This window comes from Cyanobium sp. PCC 7001 (assembly GCF_000155635.1).
Lineage (GTDB): Bacteria > Cyanobacteriota > Cyanobacteriia > PCC-6307 > Cyanobiaceae > NIES-981.
This window is the reverse complement of record NZ_DS990556.1, coordinates 337,999-360,442: the sequence shown is the minus strand read 5'-3', so window position 1 is coordinate 360,442 and position 22,444 is coordinate 337,999. Positions and strand designations below refer to the sequence as shown.

At 67.0% G+C, this 22,444-nt stretch carries 20 protein-coding genes; 12 read left to right on the top strand and 8 right to left on the bottom strand.

What is annotated here, in order from left to right:
- Nucleotides 1–46: 46 nt before the first annotated feature.
- The 3 genes from CPCC7001_RS01755 to CPCC7001_RS01745 form a co-directional block, all read right to left on the bottom strand.
- The gene (locus CPCC7001_RS01755; RefSeq protein ID WP_006909760.1) at nucleotides 47–946 is read right to left on the bottom strand and encodes a glycoside hydrolase family 104 protein; all 900 of its coding nucleotides are present in this window, start codon (nucleotides 944–946) and stop codon (nucleotides 47–49) included.
- A 221-nt stretch (nucleotides 947–1,167) separates the two neighbouring features.
- Nucleotides 1,168–2,244, bottom strand: coding sequence for a hypothetical protein (locus tag CPCC7001_RS01750; protein WP_006911186.1), 1,077 nt, complete (start codon nucleotides 2,242–2,244; stop codon nucleotides 1,168–1,170).
- Nucleotides 2,238–3,143 (bottom strand): TIGR04168 family protein, encoded by a 906-nt coding sequence (locus CPCC7001_RS01745; RefSeq protein ID WP_006910860.1) that lies wholly within the window; start codon nucleotides 3,141–3,143, stop codon nucleotides 2,238–2,240. Before CPCC7001_RS01745 ends, CPCC7001_RS01750 begins: the two co-directional genes overlap by 7 nt.
- 45 nt (nucleotides 3,144–3,188) lie before the next feature.
- Between CPCC7001_RS01745 and nadA the strand changes: the two genes are divergently transcribed.
- The 3 genes from nadA (at nucleotide 3,189) to CPCC7001_RS01730 (ending at nucleotide 5,999) form a co-directional block, all read left to right on the top strand.
- Nucleotides 3,189–4,187, top strand: coding sequence for a quinolinate synthase NadA (gene nadA, locus CPCC7001_RS01740; RefSeq protein WP_006911037.1), 999 nt, complete (start codon nucleotides 3,189–3,191; stop codon nucleotides 4,185–4,187).
- A 64-nt stretch (nucleotides 4,188–4,251) separates the two neighbouring features.
- Entirely contained in the window at nucleotides 4,252–5,304 is a 1,053-nt protein-coding gene (locus CPCC7001_RS01735) for a hypothetical protein (protein WP_006911707.1), read from the top strand.
- Nucleotides 5,305–5,387: 83 nt separating this feature from the next.
- Nucleotides 5,388–5,999, top strand: a complete 612-nt coding sequence (locus CPCC7001_RS01730) for a MarC family protein (protein ID WP_006909870.1) — start codon at nucleotides 5,388–5,390, stop codon at nucleotides 5,997–5,999.
- Nucleotides 6,000–6,039: 40 nt separating this feature from the next.
- On the opposite strand, the gene CPCC7001_RS01725 is transcribed toward CPCC7001_RS01730, so the two are convergent.
- Nucleotides 6,040–7,122 carry a class I fructose-bisphosphate aldolase gene (locus CPCC7001_RS01725; protein WP_006911725.1) on the bottom strand — a complete coding sequence of 361 codons (1,083 nt, stop codon included), beginning with the start codon at nucleotides 7,120–7,122 and terminating at the stop codon, nucleotides 6,040–6,042.
- A gap of 135 nt (nucleotides 7,123–7,257) precedes the next feature.
- Here CPCC7001_RS01725 and CPCC7001_RS14230 point away from each other — a divergent pair, with 135 nt between their 5' ends.
- Genes CPCC7001_RS14230 through CPCC7001_RS14920 form a run of 3 tightly spaced genes read left to right on the top strand, consistent with a single transcriptional unit; the run spans nucleotide 7,258 to nucleotide 8,971 of the window.
- Nucleotides 7,258–7,431, top strand: a complete 174-nt coding sequence (locus CPCC7001_RS14230; RefSeq protein ID WP_071778244.1) for a conjugal transfer protein TrbI — start codon at nucleotides 7,258–7,260, stop codon at nucleotides 7,429–7,431.
- Between the two features lie 32 nt (nucleotides 7,432–7,463).
- Nucleotides 7,464–8,510, top strand: coding sequence for a ligase-associated DNA damage response exonuclease (locus tag CPCC7001_RS01720; protein WP_006909908.1), 1,047 nt, complete (start codon nucleotides 7,464–7,466; stop codon nucleotides 8,508–8,510).
- The gene (locus CPCC7001_RS14920; protein WP_156796641.1) at nucleotides 8,507–8,971 is read left to right on the top strand and encodes a hypothetical protein; all 465 of its coding nucleotides are present in this window, start codon (nucleotides 8,507–8,509) and stop codon (nucleotides 8,969–8,971) included. The genes CPCC7001_RS01720 and CPCC7001_RS14920 overlap by 4 nt, the downstream gene beginning before the upstream one ends.
- On the opposite strand, the gene CPCC7001_RS01715 is transcribed toward CPCC7001_RS14920, so the two are convergent.
- Nucleotides 8,871–9,416, bottom strand: coding sequence for an HPP family protein (locus CPCC7001_RS01715; RefSeq protein WP_225867142.1), 546 nt, complete (start codon nucleotides 9,414–9,416; stop codon nucleotides 8,871–8,873). The genes CPCC7001_RS14920 and CPCC7001_RS01715 overlap by 101 nt on opposite strands.
- A gap of 48 nt (nucleotides 9,417–9,464) precedes the next feature.
- Between CPCC7001_RS01715 and CPCC7001_RS01710 the strand changes: the two genes are divergently transcribed.
- The 6 genes from CPCC7001_RS01710 to CPCC7001_RS01685 all read left to right on the top strand — a co-directional run bounded on the left by CPCC7001_RS01710 (nucleotide 9,465) and on the right by CPCC7001_RS01685 (nucleotide 17,190).
- Entirely contained in the window at nucleotides 9,465–10,436 is a 972-nt protein-coding gene (locus tag CPCC7001_RS01710) for a DMT family transporter (protein WP_043368471.1), read from the top strand.
- A gap of 22 nt (nucleotides 10,437–10,458) precedes the next feature.
- Nucleotides 10,459–10,971, top strand: a complete 513-nt coding sequence (locus CPCC7001_RS01705; RefSeq protein WP_006910129.1) for a hypothetical protein — start codon at nucleotides 10,459–10,461, stop codon at nucleotides 10,969–10,971.
- A 50-nt stretch (nucleotides 10,972–11,021) separates the two neighbouring features.
- Nucleotides 11,022–11,690 carry an alpha/beta fold hydrolase gene (locus tag CPCC7001_RS01700; RefSeq protein WP_006909257.1) on the top strand — a complete coding sequence of 223 codons (669 nt, stop codon included), beginning with the start codon at nucleotides 11,022–11,024 and terminating at the stop codon, nucleotides 11,688–11,690.
- Complete coding sequence (locus CPCC7001_RS01695; protein ID WP_043368469.1) at nucleotides 11,687–12,055, top strand: cupin domain-containing protein; 369 nt, start codon at nucleotides 11,687–11,689, stop codon at nucleotides 12,053–12,055. Before CPCC7001_RS01700 ends, CPCC7001_RS01695 begins: the two co-directional genes overlap by 4 nt.
- Before the next feature lie 222 nt (nucleotides 12,056–12,277).
- Nucleotides 12,278–13,588, top strand: coding sequence for a glycosyltransferase (locus tag CPCC7001_RS01690; RefSeq protein ID WP_198006441.1), 1,311 nt, complete (start codon nucleotides 12,278–12,280; stop codon nucleotides 13,586–13,588).
- Between the two features lie 53 nt (nucleotides 13,589–13,641).
- Nucleotides 13,642–17,190 (top strand): SDR family oxidoreductase, encoded by a 3,549-nt coding sequence (locus CPCC7001_RS01685; RefSeq protein ID WP_156796640.1) that lies wholly within the window; start codon nucleotides 13,642–13,644, stop codon nucleotides 17,188–17,190.
- Here the strand turns inward: CPCC7001_RS01685 and CPCC7001_RS01680 are convergent.
- From CPCC7001_RS01680 to CPCC7001_RS01670, 3 genes are read right to left on the bottom strand one after another with little or no spacing between them, the layout of a single operon-like run.
- A complete protein-coding gene (locus CPCC7001_RS01680) occupies nucleotides 17,184–18,911 on the bottom strand; it encodes a thiamine pyrophosphate-binding protein (RefSeq protein ID WP_006909799.1) in 1,728 nt (575 codons plus the stop codon). The genes CPCC7001_RS01685 and CPCC7001_RS01680 overlap by 7 nt on opposite strands.
- 35 nt (nucleotides 18,912–18,946) lie before the next feature.
- Nucleotides 18,947–19,714 (bottom strand): SDR family NAD(P)-dependent oxidoreductase, encoded by a 768-nt coding sequence (locus tag CPCC7001_RS01675; protein ID WP_043368468.1) that lies wholly within the window; start codon nucleotides 19,712–19,714, stop codon nucleotides 18,947–18,949.
- Nucleotides 19,711–22,434, bottom strand: coding sequence for a sugar porter family MFS transporter (locus tag CPCC7001_RS01670; RefSeq protein WP_006911167.1), 2,724 nt, complete (start codon nucleotides 22,432–22,434; stop codon nucleotides 19,711–19,713). The genes CPCC7001_RS01675 and CPCC7001_RS01670 overlap by 4 nt, the downstream gene beginning before the upstream one ends.
- Nucleotides 22,435–22,444: the final 10 nt, after the last annotated feature.

Genomic DNA, 22,444 nt, shown 5'->3' with positions numbered 1-22,444 from the left:
ACCCGAGCCGCTGGTTCGGCTTGTCGCGTTCGAGGGGGTCGGGCGATCAGCTGGCCGAGCGGGGCCCGAGGGTGTCGAGGGCCTCGAGCTGGCAACGGAGCGAATCGGACGGCAGGCAGGCGGGCTTCACCGGCTTCGGCGGTTCGGCGGCGGCCAGGTCGTCCAGCACCCGCTGCTGGCGCTGGCGGAGGTAGGCCAGGTTCTGCTCGTAGAACTGGCGCAGCTCCTGGTAGCGCTTCACGGGCTGGCCGTAGAAGCTGCGGCCGGCCAGGGTGGGGAAGGAGGCCCATTCCGGGGCGAGGCGGTGGGCCAGGTAGGGGGTGAACTGGCCCTGGTCGGCCAGATGAAGAGCACCGCGGCGCTGCACCAGGTAGAGGGCGGCCTGGTCCTGCACCTGGGGACCGAAGGCGTCAGGACCCTGCAGCCGGAAGCCGAGAGCGCGGGACACCATCGCCCAGGTGGGAGGCATGAACTGGTAGGCACCGGCGGCGGCGCTGGCATAGCGGGCGGTGCGCACCACCCGGTTGGGGTGGCGATCCAGGGAGGGCATCAGCCCGCCGCCGAACATGATCCGATAGCCCACGTCGGCACCACCGGCCCAGGTGCCCTCGGCGTAGCGGATGGTGTTGAGCAGGGCGCGCCGCTCGGGGGTGATGGCGTAGACCCGCGGCCCCGGGGGCGGCAGGGGCACCGAGAGGGCCACGGAGTGGGGCTGGGGCAGGGGCCGGGCGGCGGCGGGCACGGCCGACGCGCCATGGGAGCGGTGAACGGGAGGGGGCACCGGGATGGTGGTGAGCACCCGGCCGGCACTGCCGCCCACTGTGCCGAGGGTGGGAGGACCGAGGGCCGCCATCGCGGGCTGGGCCGGCGCCAGGGCTGAGGCCGATGCCGTGAGCGAAGCGACGGAAGCAGCGAAGAACGCGTTCGTTGTTTTGACGAAGGACAAAACCGGAAGCAAAACAACAGGTCGCGCAGCAATTTGGCGATCAAACAGCTCAACACAGTTGCTGTTAGTGCCAATCGCACAGGCGTCCACTGGTGTCAATGGCGACCCCGAGGGGTCAAATCACTGTCAGGGCCAGAAAAATGCCTTTTGAACAACAGCAACGCCGATGGGCCTCGCCACAACGATTGGAGCTGCTGATCACTCCTCAGACCAGTCACTCCTCAGACCAGGCCCCGCTCCGCCGCGAAGGCGGCGATGGCAGCGGCGGCAGCCCTCGTTCCATCCGGCGGCAGGGGGCCGTGGGTCGGGCGGTGCAGCGGCTGATCCAGCTGCCAGCGGCCGGCCTGCAGGTCGCGCTGGCTCAGCAGCCGGTGGTGGCCATGGCGCTGCAGCGCCTGCTCCAGCACAGGCGCTTCGGCGAAGCCGACACGGTGCACCGCATGGATGCCCACGTTCTGACCCATCGCCTCGCAGAAGCTGCTGTAACCGGGCTTGGTGATCAGGCGGCCGCACAGCCGCATCACCTCCAGCGGGCGCAGATCCGCCGGCAGCACCCGGCCGTTGGCCGCGCTCGCCAGGGCCGGATCGTGGCCCAGGAAGGTCCAGTCCGGCCAGAGGGACAGCAGGCCGGGGTCGAGCCGCAGCCCCAGCCCCCCGAAGCTGAGCAGCACGCAGCGTTGCCGGTCGGCGGGGAGCGCCAGCTGGCGGGCCAGCTCCCCCGCATCCAGCCGTGGTTCGCCGGCGGTGAGCCCGAGAGGCCGCGTCGGCAGCCCCCACGCCATCGGCAGGGCCAGCGGACACTGCAGCAGCAGGTCGCCGCGGCGGTAGAGCTGCTCGCAGCGCTCGGCCCAGGCCGTGAAGGCCCCGCCGAGGGGCCGGTAGATCGCCTCCCAGCCGAAGCTGGCCAGCCAGATCAGAGGAGCACCCACCTGCTCGGCCAGCAGGGCGGCCGCCGGCGGCACATCGCCCAGCAGCAGCAGGGGCTGCTCCTGGGCCCGGAGCCAGGCGGCCTCCCGGGCGATCTGCTGCGGCAGCCGGCGTTCCAGCTGCTCGAGCGCCTCGAGGGTGGCGTCCGGATCCGACCCCAGGGCATCGGCCTGCAGCATGCCCACATCCCAGCTGCAGGGACGGATCTCAAAAGGCACCGGCCCCAGGGCGGTGGCGAGGAAGGCAGGCGGCAGGGCGGTGGAGAGCACCAGCCGCCAGTGGGGAAAGCGCTCATGCAGGGCCGTGAGCACGGCGGCGGTGCGGGAGCCATGGCCGAAGCCGTGGGCACTGACGCAGGCGTGGATCAGCACGGTTCGACCCGGCCGGAGGCCAGCGGAGCGGTGCCTGCCGGGGAGGGGGCCGCCTGGTGCACCACCTCCTCATAGTGAAGCTGTCCGTCGAGGCCATACCAGCGGTGGCTGGCCCGCAGCACAGCCCCCTCCGGCGCTGCCTCCAGCTCCACCCAGGTGAAGTGGCGCAGCTCCTGCCCCCCCAGGTCGCGGCCATGGCGGGGCACGAAGGCGGCGTTGAGATAGACGGTGCCGCGGCGATCCACGGCCACGCTGCGCCGGTCCCCCTGCCCGCGCCGCAGGGCATGGTGCATGTGGCCGAACACCACCAGAGGAACGGCGCGCCGCTGGCGGATCTGGCGGATGGCCAGGGCCAGATCCTGATCGCCCCAGTCACAGGCGGGGCTCTTCCAGTCCCGGCCGCAGGGGTCGGCCGCGCCGCTGCCCAGGCCGGAGGGGCCGGAGTGGGCCAGCAGCACCAGCGGCAGCTGCGGATCGGCGGCCAGGGCCGCGGCCGTGATCCGATCGGCGGAGTCCTGCAGGGTGAGGGGACCGAAGACGGCCAGCACCGCCTTGGAGAGATGGAAGCCCCCGCCGGCCGTTCCCGGGCGGGCGCCCACCACCGCCACACCCGGCGGCCGCAGCTCCCGCAGCGCCCAGCCGCAGTGGAGGTCCCCCAGGCTGGTGAGCTGGCGCTGCAGGGTGCGGCCGGACGCGTCGCGGCCGGCGTCATGGTTGCCCAGGATGCAGGCCACCGGCAGTGGCAACTGGCGCAGCAGGGCCGGCACCTGGGGCGTGCCGTCGCTGAGGTCACCCACGACAAGCACGGCGTCGGGGCGGAGCCGCTCGAGCAGGCGATGGTCGCTGCCATCCCAGGCACCATGCGGATCTCCCACCACGGCCAGGCGCAGAAGACCCATCCACCACTACCTAGGCTGAATCATCCTGCCCGTTGGGGTTCCCGGTTGGTTTTCGCAGCCGCCCAGACCACCCAGGCCCGTGCTCCCGAGCACAGCACCTGGGGAACAGCACCGCCACCGCCCTCCCAGCTGCCGGCGGCGATCGATGCCCTGCGCCGCGAGCGCAACGCCGTGATCCTGGCCCACTACTACCAGGACGACGCGATCCAGGACATCGCCGATTTCATCGGCGACTCGCTCGAGCTGGCCCGCAAGGCCGCCAGCACCGATGCCGATGTGATCGTGTTCTGCGGCGTGCACTTCATGGCGGAGACGGCCAAGATCCTCAATCCCGCCAAGACCGTGCTCCTGCCGGACCTGGAGGCCGGGTGTTCCCTGGCTGATGCCTGCCCGGCCGATCGCTTCGCGGCCTTCCGGGCCGAGCACCCCGACCACATCGTGGTGAGCTACATCAACTGCTCGGCGGCGGTGAAGGCCCAGAGCGACCTGATCTGCACCAGCAGCAACGCGGTGGACCTGGTGCAACAACTGCCGGCCGACCGGCCGATCCTGTTCGCGCCGGATCAGAACCTGGGCCGCTGGGTGCAGAACCAGAGCGGCCGCGAGCTCACCCTCTGGCCGGGCAGCTGCCAGGTGCACGAGACCTTCAGCGAGCAGGCCCTGCTGCAGCTCAAGCTGGAGCATCCCGAAGCCGAAGTGCTGGCCCACCCGGAGTGCCAGCAGCATCTGCTCGATCTGGCCGATTTCATCGGCTCCACCAGCAAGCTGCTGGCCCGGGCGGCGGAGAGTGCGGCGCCGGCCTTCATCGTGCTCACCGAGCCGGGGATCCTGCACCAGATGCGCCAGCGGGTGCCGGCCAAGGTGTTCCATGAAGTGCCGGGCGCGGACGGCTGCAGCTGCAACGCCTGCCCCTACATGCGGCTCAACACCCTGGAGAAGCTGTGGCAGTGCCTGCACACCATGGCGCCGGCGATCGAAATGGACGAGGAACTGCGGCAGCGAGCCCTCGCGCCCATCCAGACGATGCTGGCCATGAGCCGCTGAGACCAGGCCGAGGAAGGAGCCTCTGGCCCCATTCGGCACACTACGCAGACCTGAGTCCGCCGCGATGAAGCGCACCCGCCTGCTGCTGGCCCTCACCCTCACGTCCGCGACCCTCGCGTCCGCCCCGCAGGTCCGGGCCGATCCTGCCAGCCGCTCGAAGGATCCAGGGCCATCGGATCTGCCGGCAGCCTGGCGCGAACCGCTGACGCTCGCTCAGCCACCGCTGAAGCCCGGCCAGCAGGGGACAGCCGATCCGGCCGCACACACCGCCACGATGGTGGCCCAGGCAGCGCCGGAGAGCGAAGAAGCCCCGCCCGACCTGAGCGATGGTTCTCCGGCCGAGGCTGAGACCGGGGCCGAATCTCCGGCCGAGGGTGAGGCCGACGCCGCGGCGCTGGCCAGGGAGGCGCAGAACCCGATCGCCAACCTGATCAGTGTGCCGTTCCAGAACAACACCAACTTCGGGGCCGGTCCGTCGGGAGATGGCACGCCGAACGTGCTCAACATCCAGCCGGTGATTCCGGTTCCCCTCAGCGAGGAGCTGCTGCTGGTCACCCGCACCATCATTCCGGTGGTCAATCAGCCTGCGTCGGCCACCGGTACGAACAGCGCCTTCGGGCTGGGCGACATCAACCCGCAGTTCTACTTCGTGCCGGTGTCCAAGGGGCGCATCACCTGGGGCGTGGGCCCCACCTTCGTGATTCCCTCGGCCACCGACGATGTGCTGGGGCAGGGAAAGTGGAGCGCGGGCCCGGCCGCGGTGGTGGTGGTGACCACCGACCGCCTGGTGTACGGCGCCGTGGGCAACAACGTGTGGTCGTTCGCCGGGGATGATGACCGGCGGTCGGTGAGCCAGTTCCTGGTGCAGCCCTTTGTGAACTACAACCTGCCCAAGGGCTGGTATCTGGTGTCGTCGCCGATCATCACCGCCAACTGGAACGCCCCCGATGGCGAGGAGCGCTGGACCGTGCCCATCGGCGGCGGCATCGGCCGGGTGTTCGCCATCGGCAAACAGAAGGTGAATGCCACGCTGCAGGCCTACTGGAACGTGGTCAAACCCGATGCGGCCGGCGACTGGACCCTCAGGGCCCAGTTCCAGTTCCTCTTTCCCCGCTGAACATCCCCTGCTGAACATCGCCAGCTGAGCAGGCTGCTCCGGCCTGACCACCCCGATCTCTCACCCTCACGGGTTCCGGCCTGATGGAAGACCTCAACCGTTCCGTGATCACGCTGCTGGCGTTGATCAATCCCGTGATCTGCGCGGTGATGCTGCTGGAGCGCACCCCGGGCGTTCCCCACCGCAGGCGCCTGCTGCTGATCGGCAACGTGGTGCTGCGCACAGGCCTGATCCTGCTGGTGAGCGCAGCGATCGGCCCCCAGCTGCTGAAGCGGCTGGGTATATCGCTGGATGTCTTCCAGATCGTTGGGGGTGTGGTGATCACCTCGATCGGGTACGGCATGTTCGCGCCCTCCCCTGCCCCTGCAGCAGCCACGGGGCAGGAGAGCGGCAGCCCGGAGAACGCCTCCCTGGATCCGATCGTGCTGTTCGCCGCCAGCCCCGGCACCATCTCCACCGTGCTGGCCCTTTCCGTGATGCACGGTCCGGATCAGGGGCTGCTCCCCACCAGCCTGGCGGTGCTGATCGCCCTGGCGATCACCGCGGTGGTGATGGCGGTGATGGTGCTGCGGCCCGGGGCCTCCACCCGGAGCAATTCCTCCCTGGTCAGCCGATTCCTCGGGCTGATCCTGATCGCCATGGGGCTGCAGTTCGTGCTCACCAACCTGCGCACGTTCTTCCAGGCCGCCGGCTGAACCGAGGGCCCCCCACCGGAGGTTCGGTAGCGGACGACAGTCAGTAGGTGTAGTTGGCCTCGAACAGCGGCGCCCCGTCGGAGGGCTCCGATCCGGCCACGTAGAAGCCCTGGGCGGCCTGGCCATTCGCCCGCGCCCGGGCCATCAGCGCCTGCTGGCCCGCCGCCACATCTTGGCCGGCCCAGTGCTTCAGACACGACTGCTGCAACGCCCGGCCGTAGGAGAAGCCCAGATGCCAGGGGGCCGGCGAGATCGCCCGGTTGATGCCGTTGAGATACAGGCTGGCCTCCTCCTCGCTCAGCCCGCCGGAGAGGAACAGGATGGACGGCACGCTCACCGGCACCGTGCGCTCCAGGGTGCGCAGGGTGAACTCCGCCACCTGATCGGGGCTGGGTGCACTGGCGCAGCCCATGCCGGGCAGGGTCATGGAGGGCTTGAGCAGGCTCCCTTCCAGGAACACGCCGTTGTGGGCCAGGGCCTCGTACACCAGGCGCAGCACCCACTCCTGCACCGCCGCGGTGGTCTCGATGTCGTGGTCGCCATCCATCAGGATCTCGGGTTCCACGATCGGCACCAGCCCCTCCTCCTGCACCGTGCGGGCATAGCGGGCCAGACCCCAGGCGTTCTCCCGCACGCACAGTTCCGAGGGGGATCCCTCCGGCGAGATCCGCAGCACGGCACGCCACTTGGCGAAGCGGGCGCCGCGGGCGTAGTAGCGGGCGGCCCGTTCCTGCAGGCCCTTGAGGCCGGTGCACCAGCCCTCGCCGGGCAGGCCGCCGGGCAGGGCTTCCACCCCCTGGTCCACCTTGATGCCGGGCACGATGCCCTTGTCCTGGAACAGGCTGATGATCGGGGGCCCGGGCTGGCCGGTGGCATCCACGCTGTCCTGGAACAGGGTTTCCTCGTAGAGGATCACGCCGCTGATGTGGTCCTCCAGGTCCGGCGTGCTGGCCAGCAGGCTGCGGTAGGCGCGGCGGTTCTCCTCGGTGTTCTCCACACCGATGGCGGCAAAGCGCTTGCCCACGGTGCCGGTGGATTCATCGGCGGCCAGCAGTCCCTTGCCCTCGGCGGCCAGGGCGCAGGCGGTGGCGGCCAGGTCGTCGCGGAAGCTGTCGAGGCTCATGGGACCTGGCGCGGAGAACGGCGGAACCGCTTGGCTCCATCCTCTGGCTAGGCGGAGCTGGGGGCGCTGTCAACGCCGCAGTCGGCAGGCCGGCTCCAGCCGTGCTAGAGCAGAGGTCGTTCCCGGAGTGCCGTGATGGCCCCTACGACCTGTGCCTGCCCGCGCTGCAGTTGCCTGGTGTCGCCGGACACCGCCGTGGTGCGCAACAACCTCTCCTACTGCTGTGAGGCCTGCGCCAGCGGGCACCCCAACCACGAGCCCTGTCACGCGGCTTCAGGCGCGGGCTGCGGTTGCCAGTGCGGCTCCTGAGCCGCGGCTGATCCGGCGGCTGATCCGGCCCGATGCCCCTGCCCCCCGACGGTCTGCTGCGGCTCACCCCCCAGGGGCTGCACTGCCCGGCGGCGGACGCCTGGATCGATCCCTGGCGGCCGGTGCCCCGGGCCCTGATCACCCACGCCCATGCCGACCATGCCCGGCCGGGCTGCGGCGAGTACTGGGCGATCGGCGCCAGTGAGACGATCCTGCGCCAGCGCCTCGGCAGCGGCATCACGCTGCTGCCGGTGGAGTACGACCAGACCCTGCGCCTCGGCGGGGCCAGGGTGTCGTTTCACAGCGCCGGCCATGTGCTGGGTTCCGCCCAGATCAGGCTGGAGGCCGGCGGCGAGAGCTGGCTGGTGAGCGGCGACTACAAGCGCTGCGCCGACCCCAGCTGCACCCCCTTCACGCCCGTGCGGGCCGACGTGTTCATCACCGAGGCCACCTTCGGCCTGCCCATCTACCGCTGGCAGAGCGGCGCCGACGTGGCCCGCCAGATCCGGAGCTGGTGGCAGGCCGCGCCCGAGCGGCCCTCCCTGCTGTTCGCCTACGCCTTCGGCAAGGCCCAGCGGCTGCTGGCGGAGCTGCACGCCATCGGCGTGTCCGATGAGGTGCTGCTGCACGGGGCCGTGGAGGCCCTGATGCCCGCCTACCGCGACGCGGGGGTGGCCATGCCCCCCACCCGGCCGGTGAGCGCGGTGGCGAAAGGCGAATCCCTGGCCGGGCGGCTGGTGATCGCGCCGCCGTCGGCCCACCGCTCCGTGTGGATGAAGCGCTTCCGGCTGCCCCAGACGGCCTTTGTCAGCGGCTGGATGGCGGTGCGCGGCGCCCGGCGCCGGCGTGGCTACGAGCGCGGCTTCGTGATGAGCGACCACGCCGACTGGGAGGGGCTGGTGCGCACCGTGCGGGAGAGCGGCGCCCGGCAGGTGTACGTGACCCACGGCAACAGCGACGGACTGGCCCGCTACCTGCGGGAGGTGGAGAGCATCGCCGCCGAGCCGCTGGACGGGCGCTTCCAGGCCGAACGGGGCCAGGAGGAGATGGAGCCGGCAGGATCACCCGCAGGACCATGAGCTGGGGCCGGACCTGCCTGCTCTGGCTGCTGATGATGCTGCTGGAGTCGTTGCAGGGGATCCTGCGGGAGGCGGCGCTGAGCCCCGTGCTGGGCGACAGACCGGCGCGGCAGCTGGGCGTGGTGAGCGGATCCCTGGTGGTGCTCGCCATCGCCTGGCTGAACCGGTGGTGGCTCGGGGCCCTCTCCAGGCGCCAGCGGCTGCTGGTGGGCGCAGCCTGGGTCGCCATGACCCTGGTGTTCGAGCTGGGCCTGGGCCTGGCGCTGGGCGCTGGGGCCGAAAGGCTGCTGGCCGACTACGACCCGCGGCGGGGAGGCCTGCTGGGCTTCGGCCTGCTGGTGATGCTGGCGGCCCCCACCCTCACAGCCAGTGATGGGGGTAGGGCACGGCGGCGGGCCGCAGCCGGTGGAACAGCACGGCGATCAGCACGAGCAGCACCGAGCCGGAAAGGATCGGACTGAGCACGTAGGCGGGCCTGGCATCGAGCAGCACACCGAGCAGGGCCACGGCGCCGGCCGGAGGGTGCAGGCAGCGCAGCCCCTGACCCAGGCCGATGGTGAGTCCCACGGCCACACCCATCACCCAGGGCTGCTGCCCGAGGGCGAGCACACAGAGGGTGCTCACCAGGGCCCCCAGGGTGTTGCCGAGCACGATGTTGCGGGGCTGCGCCAGGGGACTGGCGGGAGCCCCGAACAGCAGCACGGCGGAGGCACCGAAGGGCGCCACCACCAGGGGGTAATGGCTCCAGGCGCCGATCAGCCCCAGGGCGCTGATGGCCAGCGCGGCACCCAGCCAGGCCGACACGATCTCATCGCTGGCGAAGCGGGGCTGGAAGGCACGCCCCCGCTCCCGTTGCAGTCGCAGCCGCCGCACCACCATGGCGCCAACTGTATCAATGGCCACCATTTGGGGGCGAGAAGCTGGGGTGACGGCATCAGGCGGAGCTGGGAGGGCATGGGGGCGCTGCTGGCCTACGTGGTGCTGAAGGGTCTGGAGAGCACGGTGGTGCGGGGCCTGCAGCTGCACGGCGCCCGCCATCCCGTGGATGGGCTCAACCCGATCAGTGCCTGCAACCTGTTCTTCTTCGCCCTGCTGGTGGTGGGGCTGAGCCTGGTGGTGGCCGACCGCCGAAACCTGCGTCGGCAGCTGCCCCGGCTGGGGCGCAGCCAGTGGCAGCTGCTGGGCTTGGACATGCTGGCCGGCAGCCTGGCCGGCCCCCTGGGCAGCTACATGGCGATCGAAAGCATGGCCGTGATCGAGAAGACGCTGGTGTTCAGCCTGGTGCTGCCGGCCTCGGCGCTGTTGTCAGCCCTCTGGCTGGGGGAAACCCTGCCCAGGCGCTTCTGGCTCACCACTGCCGTGATCGGCCTGGGCCTGGTGCTGGCCTCCCATAGCAGCGGCGGGCCGATGGGGATGCACCGGCTAGCTGGCCTCGGCTGGGGCGCCCTGGGCGTGGCCGGCTTTTCCTGCAGCGCCGTCACGGCCCGGCGGCTCGGGCGGGAGGGCCTCGGCATCGGCCTCACCACCGGTCTGCCGTCACTGCTGGCCGCCCTGGTGTTTCTGGCCACCGGCCTGGTGCTGTTCGGGCCGGAGCACTTCACGCACCTACAGCTCTGGTGGGTGGCCGGGGTGATCGGCCTCTATGCCCTGACCATCGTTCTCGGCAGCGAGTGGAGCCTGCGGCTGAGCTACCGCCGCTTCAGCGTGGCCACGGTGGCGGTGGTGGGCTCCCTCACCCTGGTGGTGTCGGTGCTCAGTGCCGCGGCCCTGCTGGGGGAACCCCTGGGCCTGCCGGTGCTCACGGGCACGGCCCTGGTGTTGGTGGGAGTGCTTCTGGCGGTTCGACGTGTGCCCTCCCAGGCCTCGGCCAGTGTCCTTTCAGTCGGTGACGCCGAGGTGGCACCCAACAGGTTGTGTTCACGATGAAGGGGTCGTTTGCCCTGTTGCCATGGTCATGCGTTCTCCATCCCTGGCCCTGAACCGGGCGCGACACCTGGCCGGATTCCTGGCAGGCAGCTTCACCTGCGCGGCACTGCTGGCTCCCCAGGCCGCCTCAGCCGGGCCCTGCACCTTCCTGCAGCCGATCGGCGGCAGCGGCCCAATCGTCAAGAAGCGGGTGCAGCGTCCCAAGGGGCCGATCGGCTCCACGATCGGACGCACCAACTGGAACACCGACTTTGCCGTGGACCGCAGCTACAGCAGCTACAAGCTCTTCTTCACGGCCGATTCCACCGACCAGGGCAGCTATCCGATCGAGGCCTACCTGAAGTTCACCGATGGCAGCAACCTGCGCATCGTGCAGGAAACCATGAAGCCCGCCCTGGGCACCGGCAAGATGTTCGGTCCGTTCAAGGCGGTGCAAGGCAAGCGGGTCAGCCAGGTGAACATCAAGGTGGGCACCGCCAAGGAGCCCGGCTCCACCGGCTTCAGCTACCGGATCTCCGTGCAGGGCTGCCGTTGAGCAGCGCCAGCCCGCCGGGACGGGCGGCCCTGACACGGTGATGTTCCTCCGTGCTGTGCAGCCCTGCGAAGGGCGCTGATGCCGCCGCCTCCGCCGCCATGGTGATGAAGGCACCTGCCCAGCTGCTGTTTCTTCCTGGCGCCTCCGGCTGCACCGCCGTCTGGCAACCCGTGGCGGATCGGCTCCGCCACAGGGCCGATCGGCTGCACCTGGGCTGGCCCGGATTCGGGGAAACCCCGCCGGATCCGGCAGTCCAGGGGTTCGAGGATCTGCTGGGGCTGGTGCTGAACCGTCTGGACCGTCCCACCGCCGTGGTCGCCCAATCGATGGGCGGCGTGCTGGCGTTGCAGGCGGCGCTGCTGCGCCCCGAGCGGATCACCCATCTGGTGCTGGCCGTCACCTCCGGCGGGCTGCCGATGGCCGAACACAGCGCCGCCGACTGGCGCCCGGCGTTCCGCAGCGCCCATCCCAGGCTTCCGCCCTGGTTCGACAACGCGGCCGTGGACCTGTCCGCCCAGCTCCCCGCGGTGGAGATCCCCGCCCTGCTGCTCTGGGGCGATGCCGATCCCATCAGCCCAGTGGCCGTGGGCGAGCGCCTGGCTGCGTTGCTCCCCGCCTCCCATCTGGTGGTGCTGGCCGGCGGCAGCCATGATCTGGTGCAGGAGAAGCCCGCCACGATCGCTCCACTGATCGATCGGCACCTGGGGATTTCTGCGTGAGCAAGACGACCTGCACCTACTGGAATCCGCTGACCCCAGCACATCAGCACCGCTGGCAATGGCTGGACGGCCTCGACGGGCAGGTGGAGCAGCTGATCCTCAGCCATGACCCGGTGACCGGCGAAATCAGCCGCCTCACCCGCTTCCATCCCGGGGCCGACACCCAGCTCTTCGGGGCCACGGTGCATGACCATCCCGAAGAGATCCTGATTCTGAGCGGCCACCTCTGGGATGAAGCCTTCGGGATGTGGCTGGAAACCGGGCACTACGCCAGCCGCCCGCCGGGCGAGGTGCATGGACCGTTCCGCACCGAGGAAGGCTGCCTGGTGCTGGATCTGTCCTTCCCGCAGCGGAGCGTCGAATGAAGCCGAAATGGACGAGGCACCTGATCAGTTCCTGGCCTGAACAGGCGGGTGAACTGAGCGCTGAACAGCACGGTGAGCAGGCCGTGGAAGAACCGACGGACCAGGCCTGTACAACGAAAGTCCGTGAGGCCAAGACGGTTGTCGCTGCCTCGTTTGGATCATGAGCAATCGGGGAGGTGCATGAGGATCCTGGTGTGCATGCACGGGGAATCAGGGCACCACATGGGCACGTTTCGCCTCGCCAAAGCTCTGATGGCACGCGGTCACGCAGTGACCTATCTCGGCAATCCCAACGTGAGCAGTCTGGTGCAGGAGCAGGGCTTTGCCTTCATCCCCTTTCCCCCTGAACCCACACCTGGAGGCGAAGGTGCTCAGTCCCAGCCGGACAGGACGGTCAAGACGAGGTGGTGGTCACAACGGTGGAGAAATGAGATGGCGTTTCGCCGCTACACCCAGATGCTCGTGGATGGAACCCTGGATCAGCGCATGGCTTCAGGCCATCCCGATCTTGTGTTGTGTGATGCATTTCTCTGGTCGGTCGCGTTACGGGCGCTGTCCATGCAGATTCCGACAATTCAGATGTCCACATCCCTCTTTACGTCCTTCAATTCGCAAATTCCACCTGCCATCACTGCCATGCCGCCGGCGAGGGGACCATGGTCTGCACGGTTGATCTCCATGGCCTGGGTGTGGATGCACCTGAAGCATGTCGTCACCAAACGGTGGGCATCGGTTCTGCTGGGCTCCTACCGGGCTCCGCTCCGCATGCACCACCTCACAGCAACGTTCCACTGGGTTGCCCGGCATTCCGGTCGACAGTGCAAGCACAACAGGGACTATGTCCTGGATGAGATTGGCCCCCATCTGATCTTGCCTGAAATCGTGCTCTGCCCCAAAGCCTTTCAGTTCCCAGGAAAGCTGCCGGCGCACAGACATTACTACGGTGACTTCATCGACCTTGACAGACAGGAGCCCGATCTTCCGTTTGATCCTCGTCACAAAACCATTGTGTTCTGCTCGCTCGGAACGAGTGCAAGGTCTTACAACGGTGCCAGAAGATTCTTTACAGCTGCAGCGCTAGCCAGCCGACACCACCCCGAGTGGTTCTTCGTGGTTCACATCAGCGATGCTGACTTGATTGAGCACTTCACCAGCACAGAGAATCTGTTGATCCTGCCATGGGTGGCGCAGCTTTCATTGCTGAGACACACTGCCGTGATGGTGACGCATGGCGGTCTCAATTCAATCATGGAATGCATACACAATCAGGTTCCCATGGTGATCGTTCCATGCGCCAGGGATCAACCCGGCAATGCAGCCCGGGCCGCATTCCATGGCATTGCCGTGAGGGCGGAGATCAGACACCTCGATTCTGCTCACCTCAGCCAGTTGATTGCCAAGGCTCTCCAGGATCAAACCATGAAGGAATGCCTCAAGCAGATGAAAGCATCGATTCAATCAGGAGAAGGCATTGATGACGCTGTGGAGTTCATCGAGTCGATGGCCACTGGCCCTGCCATGCCTGCGATGTGATCACCGGGCACCGCCCGGGCGATGACAGCGCTGGGGGCAGCCCTTACGATCCCATGGGGTGGGCGGTGATGGACCCAAACGAGCAGTCCCCCGTTCGCGATGGTCTCCAACCTTCCGGTGAGTTTTGCACCCCGAACAATCTGTCCGCATCAGACAGTGCCCGCCCTGTGAATGAGTCTTCCGCGGACCAGAGTTCCGGCAACGTTTCCGAGGGGTGGCCTGATGCTTCGGTCACAGCACGGGCCCTGCAGGCTCACCTGCGCTACGAACAGATCATCGATGCCATTCTGAGCGGCTACGCCGAGCGCCCTGCTCTGGCGGAGCGTTCCTACCTGGTGCGGCCGGACCCGAGCACAGGTCAAACGGTGCGTGTCCACGAGCAGGCCTTCCGCTCGATCAGCTACCGAACCCTGCAGGAACGGGTTCATGCCCTCACCATGGCCTGGCGCCTTCATCCCGATAGCCCGGTGCAAGCGGGAGCCTTCGTGGTGCTGGTGGGATTTGCCAGCATCGATTACGCCGTTCTTGATCTGGCACTGGCCTACACCAAGGGCGTGCCGGTGCCCCTGTCACCGAACCATTCCAGCGAGGACGATGACGCCATCCTCGGCACAGTCCAGCCCGTCACTCTGGCGGTATCGATCAGTGAGTTCTCTGGCTGTGTCGACCTGATCGCCCGATCGACGTCGATCCGAACTGTGATCGTCTTTGACCTTGACCCTGCCGTCGACTGCGAGCGCGCCGCACTGGAGAGCGGCATCCGGGCACTCAACGAGAAGGGGTCAGACGTTGTCGTTCAGACACTGCAGGATCTGATTGACGTTGGGAGAGACGCAGAGTTCAGCTTCCTGCCGATCCAGGCGCAGGATCAAGATGACCTGGCACTTCTGATTCACACATCCGGCAGCACAGGCACACCCAAGGGAGCCTGCATCTCATCCCGTGCACTGATCAACACCTGGCGCCATGTTTCCGGTCCCTATCCAAAAGTGACCGTGGTTCTGGCACCCTTCCACCACATGATGGGACGAGACTCGATGATCACGGCATTGGGCGCGGGCGGCACCGCCTACTTCACGCTCAGGCCTGACCTTTCGACCGTGATTGAAGACATCAGACTGGCACGGCCCACAGGCCTGGTGCTGTTTCCCCGCCTCTGCGAAGTGATCGAACACCACCTGACTACTGCGCCGGAGTATTCAGGCAACGAGATCCTCGGAGGCAGACTGCAATCCATTGTGGTGGCCTCGGCTCCGATCACGCCACGCTTGAAGGCATCCCTGGAGTGCCTCCTTGGGGTGCCTGTGAGCGAAGGCTACAGCAGCACGGAAACAGCCAGTGGCGGGCTGGCGATGAATGGACTGCTGAACCGCAACAACATTCTCGCGTATCGCCTTCGCGATGTGCCCGAGGCAGGGTATTCAGTGAATGATCGGCCCTTTCCGCGCGGAGAACTCTGCGTGAAGACCCGCTTCGGTATCTCAGGCTATTTCAGAAATCCAGAGGCCACTGCAGAGCTGTTCGACGACGATGGCTTCTATTGCACCGGTGACATCGTTGAAGAGCGGGCCCCCGATCAAATCGCCATCATCGACCGGCGAAAGAATGTCATCAAGCTGGCGCAGGGTGAATATGTCGCTGTGGGCAGGCTGGAACAGCTTTTCCAGGAAGGTTGTGGTTGCGTGCAGCAGATTCACCTCCACGGCGACAGCACAAGGGCCTATCTGCTGGCAGTCGTGGTACCTGATCGCAACACCCTTGCACCGCCCGGGTCACGGCAGGCCAGTGAGGCCGAGTTAAAGGCACGGGTGCGCGAGGAGATTCTCACCTTGGCAAACCAACGGGAGCTGCGCGGCTTCGAGATCCCTCGAGACCTGATCCTGGCGGAGGAACCCTTCTCCCAGCAGAACGGTCTGCTGTCGTCCTTGGGTAAGCCGATCCGCCCGGCCATCCGCGCGCGCTACCGCAGCCGGCTGGAGAGCCTGTATGCCAGCCATGAGGCCACCCGAGGCACTGAGCTCGAGGCCATCAGAGCGTCAGCTGGCGCGGTGGATGTGGAAACCACCCTGTTGGCGCTGCTGAGCAGCACGCTGGGTGTGGTGTGTGGGGCTGCCGATCGGCAGACGAGTTTCCGCGAGCTGGGGGGCGACTCCCTGGCCGCTGTGCAGCTGGCGATGGAGATCAAGAAGCAGTTCGGGGTGGGGCTGGAAGGGAGCCAGATTCTCGGGCCGGGCGGCACGGTGGAAGCGTGGGCGCGGAGGATCCACACCGCCTCCATCCAGCAGGCCCCGCACCAGCGGGTTGGCAGTCCCCTCGCCGCCATTCCGGCCGAGGGGTGGCTGAAGCCGGACCACTACAGGCTGGAGAACCTGATCGGGATTCCCATCGGTACACCCTCAGCCGAGGTGGCCAGGCCCACAGGCGGGCCCCCTACGGTTCTGCTCACCGGTGCCACCGGTTTTCTGGGGGGGCGCTTGTGCCTGGAGTGGCTGCAACGGCTGGCTGGCCAGGGGGGCAGGCTGATCTGTCTGGTGCGCCCCTCGAACAGCCATTCCGCCTGGGAGCGACTGAGGAACCGCTTCTCCCATCTGGAACCCGAGCAGGTGGCACGCTTCCGCGAGCTGGCGGGAAGGCATCTGGAGGTGATTCCGGCGGACATCGGAGAGCCCGGCCTGGGGCTTGAACCGGGTTGCCAGGAGCGGCTCGCCACTGAGGTGGACGCGATCTGTCACTGCGCAGCGGAAGTGAATCACCGGCTGCCCTATCGCCACCTCTACCGGCCCAATGTGATCGGCACCGCGGAGATCATTCACCTGGCGATCACGACGCGGCTGAAATCGGTGGACTTCATCTCCAGCATCGGGGTGGCTTCCCTGCCCCGGCGGCCGGGAGGGAGCATCCCGGTGGAGGGCGGCTACGCCCGGGGCTACTTCGCCAGCAAGTGGGCTTGCGAGCAACTGCTGCGCTCCACCCATGACTGCACCGGTGTGCCCGTACGGGTGATTCGGCCCAGCCTCATTCTTCCCGATCGTGTGCTGGCCGGGGAGATGAACCCGGACGATCTGCTTTCAAGACTGCTGTACAGCATCCTGGTGACCGGGATCGCCCCCGGGTGCTTTGGGGAGGAGTCGCAGAACAGTGGACGATCGGGGTTCTCGGTGCAGGGCCTCCCCGTCGACCAGTTGGCGCAGACCATCCTTGCCCTCGGGGAAGCGCGCACGGAGGGATTTCATGTGCTCAACCTCAACGCTGACAGTGGCAGCGGTGTTCCCCTGGATGCCATCCTCCAGGACATCGCCGCCAAAGGAATCAGGCTGCGACGGGTGGAGGGCTATGACCTCTGGCTCGACGCGATCACAACCCGCCTGCGTCGCCTGCCAGCCGAGCAACGGGCCCGTTCCCTGCTGGATGTGGCGGAAGCCTATGCAGGATCAGCAGGCCAGACAACGCAGAGCAGCGGTGAAATGCAGGCGGGCAGCAGCTCCTGCCCGGAGGAGATCACCAGCCTGCAACCGGACTTCAGTAGGGCCTACAGGCGCAAGATCGTGGATGATCTGGCTCGGTGGGGGCTGATCGAGCCTCCAGGACCCGTGGATCAGTGAGGCTTCTCGAGGGGCTCCATCTCGGACAGCGGTCTGCCGGCGATCGCCTTGGGGTAGGCGTTGATCGCCGGATCGATCACCACTTCCAGAAGAAAAGCGGAATCGGGATCCGTCATCATCGCCGCCAGGGCCTGCGGCAGTTGGGCCTCCTCCGCCACCAAGGCTGAGGGCAGGCCATAGGCCGAGGCAACCGCCGTGAAGGAAGGGGCGTCGTAACCCCAGATCGTGGACTGATAGCGGGCGTTGAAGGCCACATCCTGGATCTGGCGCACCATGCCATGACACTGGTTGTTGATCACCACCATCTTGATCGGCAGGCGATTGCGCCTGATCGTCTGCAGCTCCTGAAGGTTGATCTGAAATCCACCGTCGCCAGCAATCACCACCACCGGATGCCGGCCTGCAGCGAGACAGGCACCGATGGCGGCAGGAAGCGCAAAACCCATCGCCCCCATGCCACCCGAGGTGAGGAAGCGCTGGTGCTCCCTCAGTTGCAGCGACTGGGCCGCCCACATCTGATGCTGGCCCACATCCGCCACGAAGGCCGCGGCATCAGGGCACGCCGCCGAAAGGTGGTGCATGAGGCTGTTGGGATTGATCCCGCTCACGGTGCCCACCTCCCCTGAATCCGGCCATTGACGGCGGCAGCTCACCAGGTGGTCACGCCAGGCGCCGCAGTCCAGTGGGAGAAAGGGAGAACGCAGACCACAGCGCAGAAAGGCGCCGAGATCCATTCGGAGGGTGCTGCACTGCTTCACCCTGTTGTTGAGCTCGGCGTCATCGCAGTCCACATGATGCAGGACCCGCCGGCCACGGAAGAGGGTGGTGTCATTGCCGGTCTGACGGCTATCCAGACGGCTACCCAGAACCAGCAGACAATCACTGTCACACAGAGCGATGTTGGCCCAGCGATTGCCATACAGACCGATCAGACCAATCCTGTTGGGATCGTCAGAGGGGAGCACATCCACGCCCATGAGGGAATGCACCACAGGCACATCGAGCGCGGCCACGAAGCGGCGGAATGGCTCGATCGCGCCCGACACCCGGATGCCGCCGCCAGCCAGGATCAAGGGGCGCTCGGCGTGGGCCAGATCGGCCAGCGCAGTCTCAAGGAAGGCCTCAGCCTCGGGGGTGGAGTCCGCCTCGCCACCGGACGTGGTCGAGCCGGAAGCGGAACCGGAGCACCAGGCGGGCTCGGGAAGGTCCGCCACCTGCACCTCCATCGGCAGATCCAGGAGCACCGGTCCGGGCCGGCCACGCAGGGCCAGATCAAAGGCGTGCTCAAGAACCTGCGGCAGGTCGGAAGGATCGTCCACCAGAATCGCAGCCTTGGTGATCGGTCGTGCCATGGCCACGATGTCGGTTTCCTGGAATCCGAGCTGCCGGACCGGAAGGTCACCTTTGCGTTCGTCCCGGTTGATCTGGCCGGTGATGAACAGCGCGGGAGTGGAGTCGAAGTAACAGCTGCCGATGGCGGTGAGCAGGTTGGTGGCGCCGGGACCGCTGGTGGCCATGGCGATGCCAGGCAGACCGGTGTGCCGGGCGAAGCCCTCGGCCGCAAAGCCAGCACCCTGCTCGTGGTGCATGCTGATGATGTGGATCGAGGTGTGGAGATGGAGAGAATCCAGCAGGTAGGTGATCGTGCCGCCGATCAGTTCGAACACATGGGTGATGCCCCGGTGTTCGAGATACCTGGCCAGCAGATCCGATCCCTTCATGATGGGAAGCGTGGGTTGAATGGGGGCGAGGCCATTTAGCGCACTCCGCCGGTGGGGTGGATGGTTTCCCCGGTGAGCCAGCGGCTCGCCGACGACGCCAGAAACAGCACCACCGGGGCGATGTCCTCCGGCGTGGCCACACGACCGAGCGCTGCCTTCGCCTTCCACTCCTGCTCCAGCTGCTCGGTGACAAACCCGGCGGCCCGGGTTCCCTCCGTGATCACCAGGCCTGGGTTGATGGCATTGACCCGGATGTTCCTGGGGGCCAGCTCTTCGGACAGGGTGCGGGTCAAGGCGTCGATGGCCCCTTTGGTGGCGCTGTAGACCACGCTGCCCGCGGCACCCTTGGTGGCGGCCAGGCTGCTGATGTTCACGATGCTGCCGCCATCGGATGGGAAGCGGCTGCAGGCAGCCTGGCAGCAGAGGATCGCGCCCAGAACGTTGATGCGGAAACTGTGATCGAAGTGGGCTGGCGTCACCTCCTGCAGGGGGGTGGTGACGTAGATACCGGCGTTGTTGACCAGAACATCCAACCGGCCGCCGAAGGCGTCGTCGGCTTCACGGAAGAGCCGTTCGACGCCAGCCGCATCCCCCACATCGGCCTGGATCGCCACGGCCCTGCCCCCTCGGGCCTCGATGGAGCGCACCACGGCATCCGCCCCGCCTCTGTTGCTGGCATAGTTCACGATCACGGCGGCGCCTGCTTCACCGAGCTGCTTGGCCACAGCCGCTCCGATGCCCCGGGAAGCGCCGGTGACGAGGGCCACCTTGCGGTGCAACACGGCGGAGTGCGGCTGGGTCATCGAAGGGCTGAGGGTCGCTTGCCCGCGAGCCAGTGGCGTTCGATCTCCTCGAGGCTCTTGCCCCGGGTTTCGGGCATGAACGCATACCAGAAGGGGATGCCCAGGGCCGTGATCGCGGCATTGATGGAGAACACCGTGGCCAGCCCAACCGCCTCAACCAGCGTGGGGAACACGAAGGAGGCCACCATGCCGCAGAGCAGCTGGAACGCGATCACGAAACCGATGGCGCGATCTCTCACAGCCTGGGGATAGATCTCGGAAATCACCATGCCGCACACGGCGCCAATGCTGAGCGAGAACGAGGTGACAAACAGAATGAAACAGGCCAGCACAAGATATCTAGCGGAGGCAGAAACAATTGCCGGTCCACTGAAGATGAAGGCAAATCCCAGGGAACTGGCCAGTATCCCCAGAATGCCCAGCAGGAAGAGCTTGCGGCGGCCGATCCGATCCACCACCAGGAAGGAGAGCAGGGTCATCAGCAGCCCGAACACACCCACCCCGATGGTGGTGAGCAGGCTGGCAGTGGTGGGATCCTGCACACCGCAGGCCTGAAAGATCGTGGGGCTGTAATAGGTGACAATGATGATTCCCGTGCATTCCTGGAAGAACACCAAGGCCAGACCGATCAGCAGCGGCGGTCGCACCGTGCTGGAGAACAGCCCCATTGCTTTGACCTGACCCGTTGGTTGCTGAGCCGCGGTGGTGATGCGCGCAATCTCCCGGTCGGGATCGGCGACGCAAAGCCTGGCGAGCATGAGCCTGGCGGTGCTGAAGCGGGACTTGGACAGCAACCAGCGGGGCGATTCAGGCAGAAACAGCGTGCCGATCCCCATCATCAGGGCCGGTACGGAACCCAGGTAGAGCATGGCTCGCCATCCTTCCGGGTTGGGCATCAGGGCCGTGTTGGCGCCATAGGCAGCCAGCACGCCGATACAGACCGCCAGATGCTGAATCCCGTTGAGCCGGCCGCGAATGGCGGCTGGAGAGATTTCGGAGATGTAGAGCGGCACGATGCTGGCGGTGACACCAGTGGCAACCCCGGTGACCAATCGGCCCAGCACCAGGATCGGCACGGACTCGGACAGGCCCGAAACAGCTGAACCCACAATCAGCAGCACGGTGGTGGAGAGCAGAATCGATCGCCTGCCGAACACCGCCGCCAGATGACCACCCAGGTACGAACCGAGGATCGCTCCCACCAGCACTGAACTCACCACGAGCCCGCTGGTGAGTGGGGTCAGGGAGAAGACACTCCGAATCTGCAACAGAGCGCCCGCAATCACCGTGAGGTTGTAGCCGAAGAAGATCCCCCCGATGGTCACCACACTGGTGGCCAGGGTGGCGGCAATCTCATAACCCTCATCGCTGGTACCCAGCCTGTGCCACAAGCGCCGGATCTGGGAGAACCGCAGCCGCCTGGTTTCGGGCACCAGGCGCCAGCACAGGGGGATCCCCGCCACCGTGGCTGCCAGGGAAATCCAGTACACCGTGAGCGTGTCGGACGATGAGCGAACCGACAGTGCGGCGAACACCATGAAGGCGTTGAGCACCCAGTTCACGGTGATCGGGATGCTCATCGAGATCCCGCGGATCGCCAGGGGGTAGATCTCCGCCACAAACAGCCAGGGGATGGGCCCCAGGCTGATGGCAAAGCAGAAGACGTAGCCGATCATCAGCACGGGCCTGACCGCATCGGGTGCCAGGGTTCCACCGGCCTCGGCGATGAGGCCCATGAGGCAGAGGGCCAGGGCAGCCATCCCCCCGAGCAGCAGGGGTCTGCGCCCGATCCGGTCCACGAGCGCGATGAACACCACCGTGCCGAGGAGGTTCACGATGCCGATGGCGATCACCAGATTCCAACCCGGTGGTGTGGCGCCGAACAGGGAGCCGTCACCTGCCTTCTGCAGAATGAAGTTGATTCCACTCAGCTGCTGCACGCTGAACAGGAGAACGCCGATGCCGAGAAGGCGCCGGTTCGATGGCTGCAGCAACTGAACGAGTCCGTGGCGATCAGTGTCGGCAAGCCCGGCGTTGATCTCGGCGATCTCGCTGGAGGCGTTCATTCCCAGCACGTTGGCGAGCACGTCGGCCGCCTGCTCACCATCCCCCTGCTTCACCAGCCAGGCGGGCGATTCCGGCAGGAGGATCGCACCAAGGCTCACGATCACCGCCAGGATTCCACTCACCGTGTAGAGCTGAGAGAGGGTGGGAGTGGTCAGCCAGCCGTTCTCAAAACCGAAGGCCAGCAGGATGCCCAGGGTGATGCTCAGCTGATTGAGGGACACCAGGGCACCCCGGTTGCGGGGCCGCGAGATCTCGGCGATGTAGAGGGGGATCGCCAGCGACGTGACACCCACGATCGATCCCAGCAGAAAGCGCGCCAGAAGCAGCTCTTCAAAACGCCCGGAAATCGCGCAGGCGAAGCCGAAAAAGGCGTAGCAAGCTGCTGCCGCTGTGATCACATCCTTGCGGCTGAGCACATCGCTGAAGCGGCCCATGAGCATGCCGCCCAGGATCGCCCCAAGGAAGAAGGCGCCACTGAGTGCATACTGCGATGTGAGGTCGAGCGACCAGTCGTCAGCGGCGGTGGTGGCCACCAGGCCCAGGGTTGTGGCGTTGTAGCCGAACAACAGGCCGCCGAGAGAGGCCACCCAGGCCAGCAGCCACAGCCTGGCGGAAGTCCACCACGTGGGTGAGGGCCGCCTGGGCATGGGCATGGGAGGGGAG

Excerpts from the sequence above, each read along its gene's own strand:
- CPCC7001_RS01745 (WP_006910860.1), bottom strand. The coding sequence starts at position 3,143 with ATGGGTCTTCTGCGCCTGGCCGTGGTGGGAGATCCGCATGGTGCCTGG.
- CPCC7001_RS01735 (WP_006911707.1), top strand. The coding sequence starts at position 4,252 with ATGAAGCGCACCCGCCTGCTGCTGGCCCTCACCCTCACGTCCGCGACC.
- CPCC7001_RS01730 (WP_006909870.1), top strand. The coding sequence starts at position 5,388 with ATGGAAGACCTCAACCGTTCCGTGATCACGCTGCTGGCGTTGATCAAT.
- CPCC7001_RS01725 (WP_006911725.1), bottom strand. The coding sequence starts at position 7,122 with ATGAGCCTCGACAGCTTCCGCGACGACCTGGCCGCCACCGCCTGCGCC.
- CPCC7001_RS14230 (WP_071778244.1), top strand. The coding sequence starts at position 7,258 with ATGGCCCCTACGACCTGTGCCTGCCCGCGCTGCAGTTGCCTGGTGTCG.
- CPCC7001_RS01720 (WP_006909908.1), top strand. The coding sequence starts at position 7,464 with ATGCCCCTGCCCCCCGACGGTCTGCTGCGGCTCACCCCCCAGGGGCTG.
- CPCC7001_RS14920 (WP_156796641.1), top strand. The coding sequence starts at position 8,507 with ATGAGCTGGGGCCGGACCTGCCTGCTCTGGCTGCTGATGATGCTGCTG.
- CPCC7001_RS01715 (WP_225867142.1), bottom strand. The coding sequence starts at position 9,416 with ATGGTGGCCATTGATACAGTTGGCGCCATGGTGGTGCGGCGGCTGCGA.
- CPCC7001_RS01710 (WP_043368471.1), top strand. The coding sequence starts at position 9,465 with ATGGGGGCGCTGCTGGCCTACGTGGTGCTGAAGGGTCTGGAGAGCACG.
- CPCC7001_RS01705 (WP_006910129.1), top strand. The coding sequence starts at position 10,459 with ATGGTCATGCGTTCTCCATCCCTGGCCCTGAACCGGGCGCGACACCTG.
- CPCC7001_RS01690 (WP_198006441.1), top strand. The coding sequence starts at position 12,278 with ATGGGCACGTTTCGCCTCGCCAAAGCTCTGATGGCACGCGGTCACGCA.
- CPCC7001_RS01685 (WP_156796640.1), top strand. The coding sequence starts at position 13,642 with ATGGGGTGGGCGGTGATGGACCCAAACGAGCAGTCCCCCGTTCGCGAT.
- CPCC7001_RS01680 (WP_006909799.1), bottom strand. The coding sequence starts at position 18,911 with ATGAAGGGATCGGATCTGCTGGCCAGGTATCTCGAACACCGGGGCATC.
- CPCC7001_RS01675 (WP_043368468.1), bottom strand. The coding sequence starts at position 19,714 with ATGACCCAGCCGCACTCCGCCGTGTTGCACCGCAAGGTGGCCCTCGTC.
- CPCC7001_RS01670 (WP_006911167.1), bottom strand. The coding sequence starts at position 22,434 with ATGCCCATGCCCAGGCGGCCCTCACCCACGTGGTGGACTTCCGCCAGG.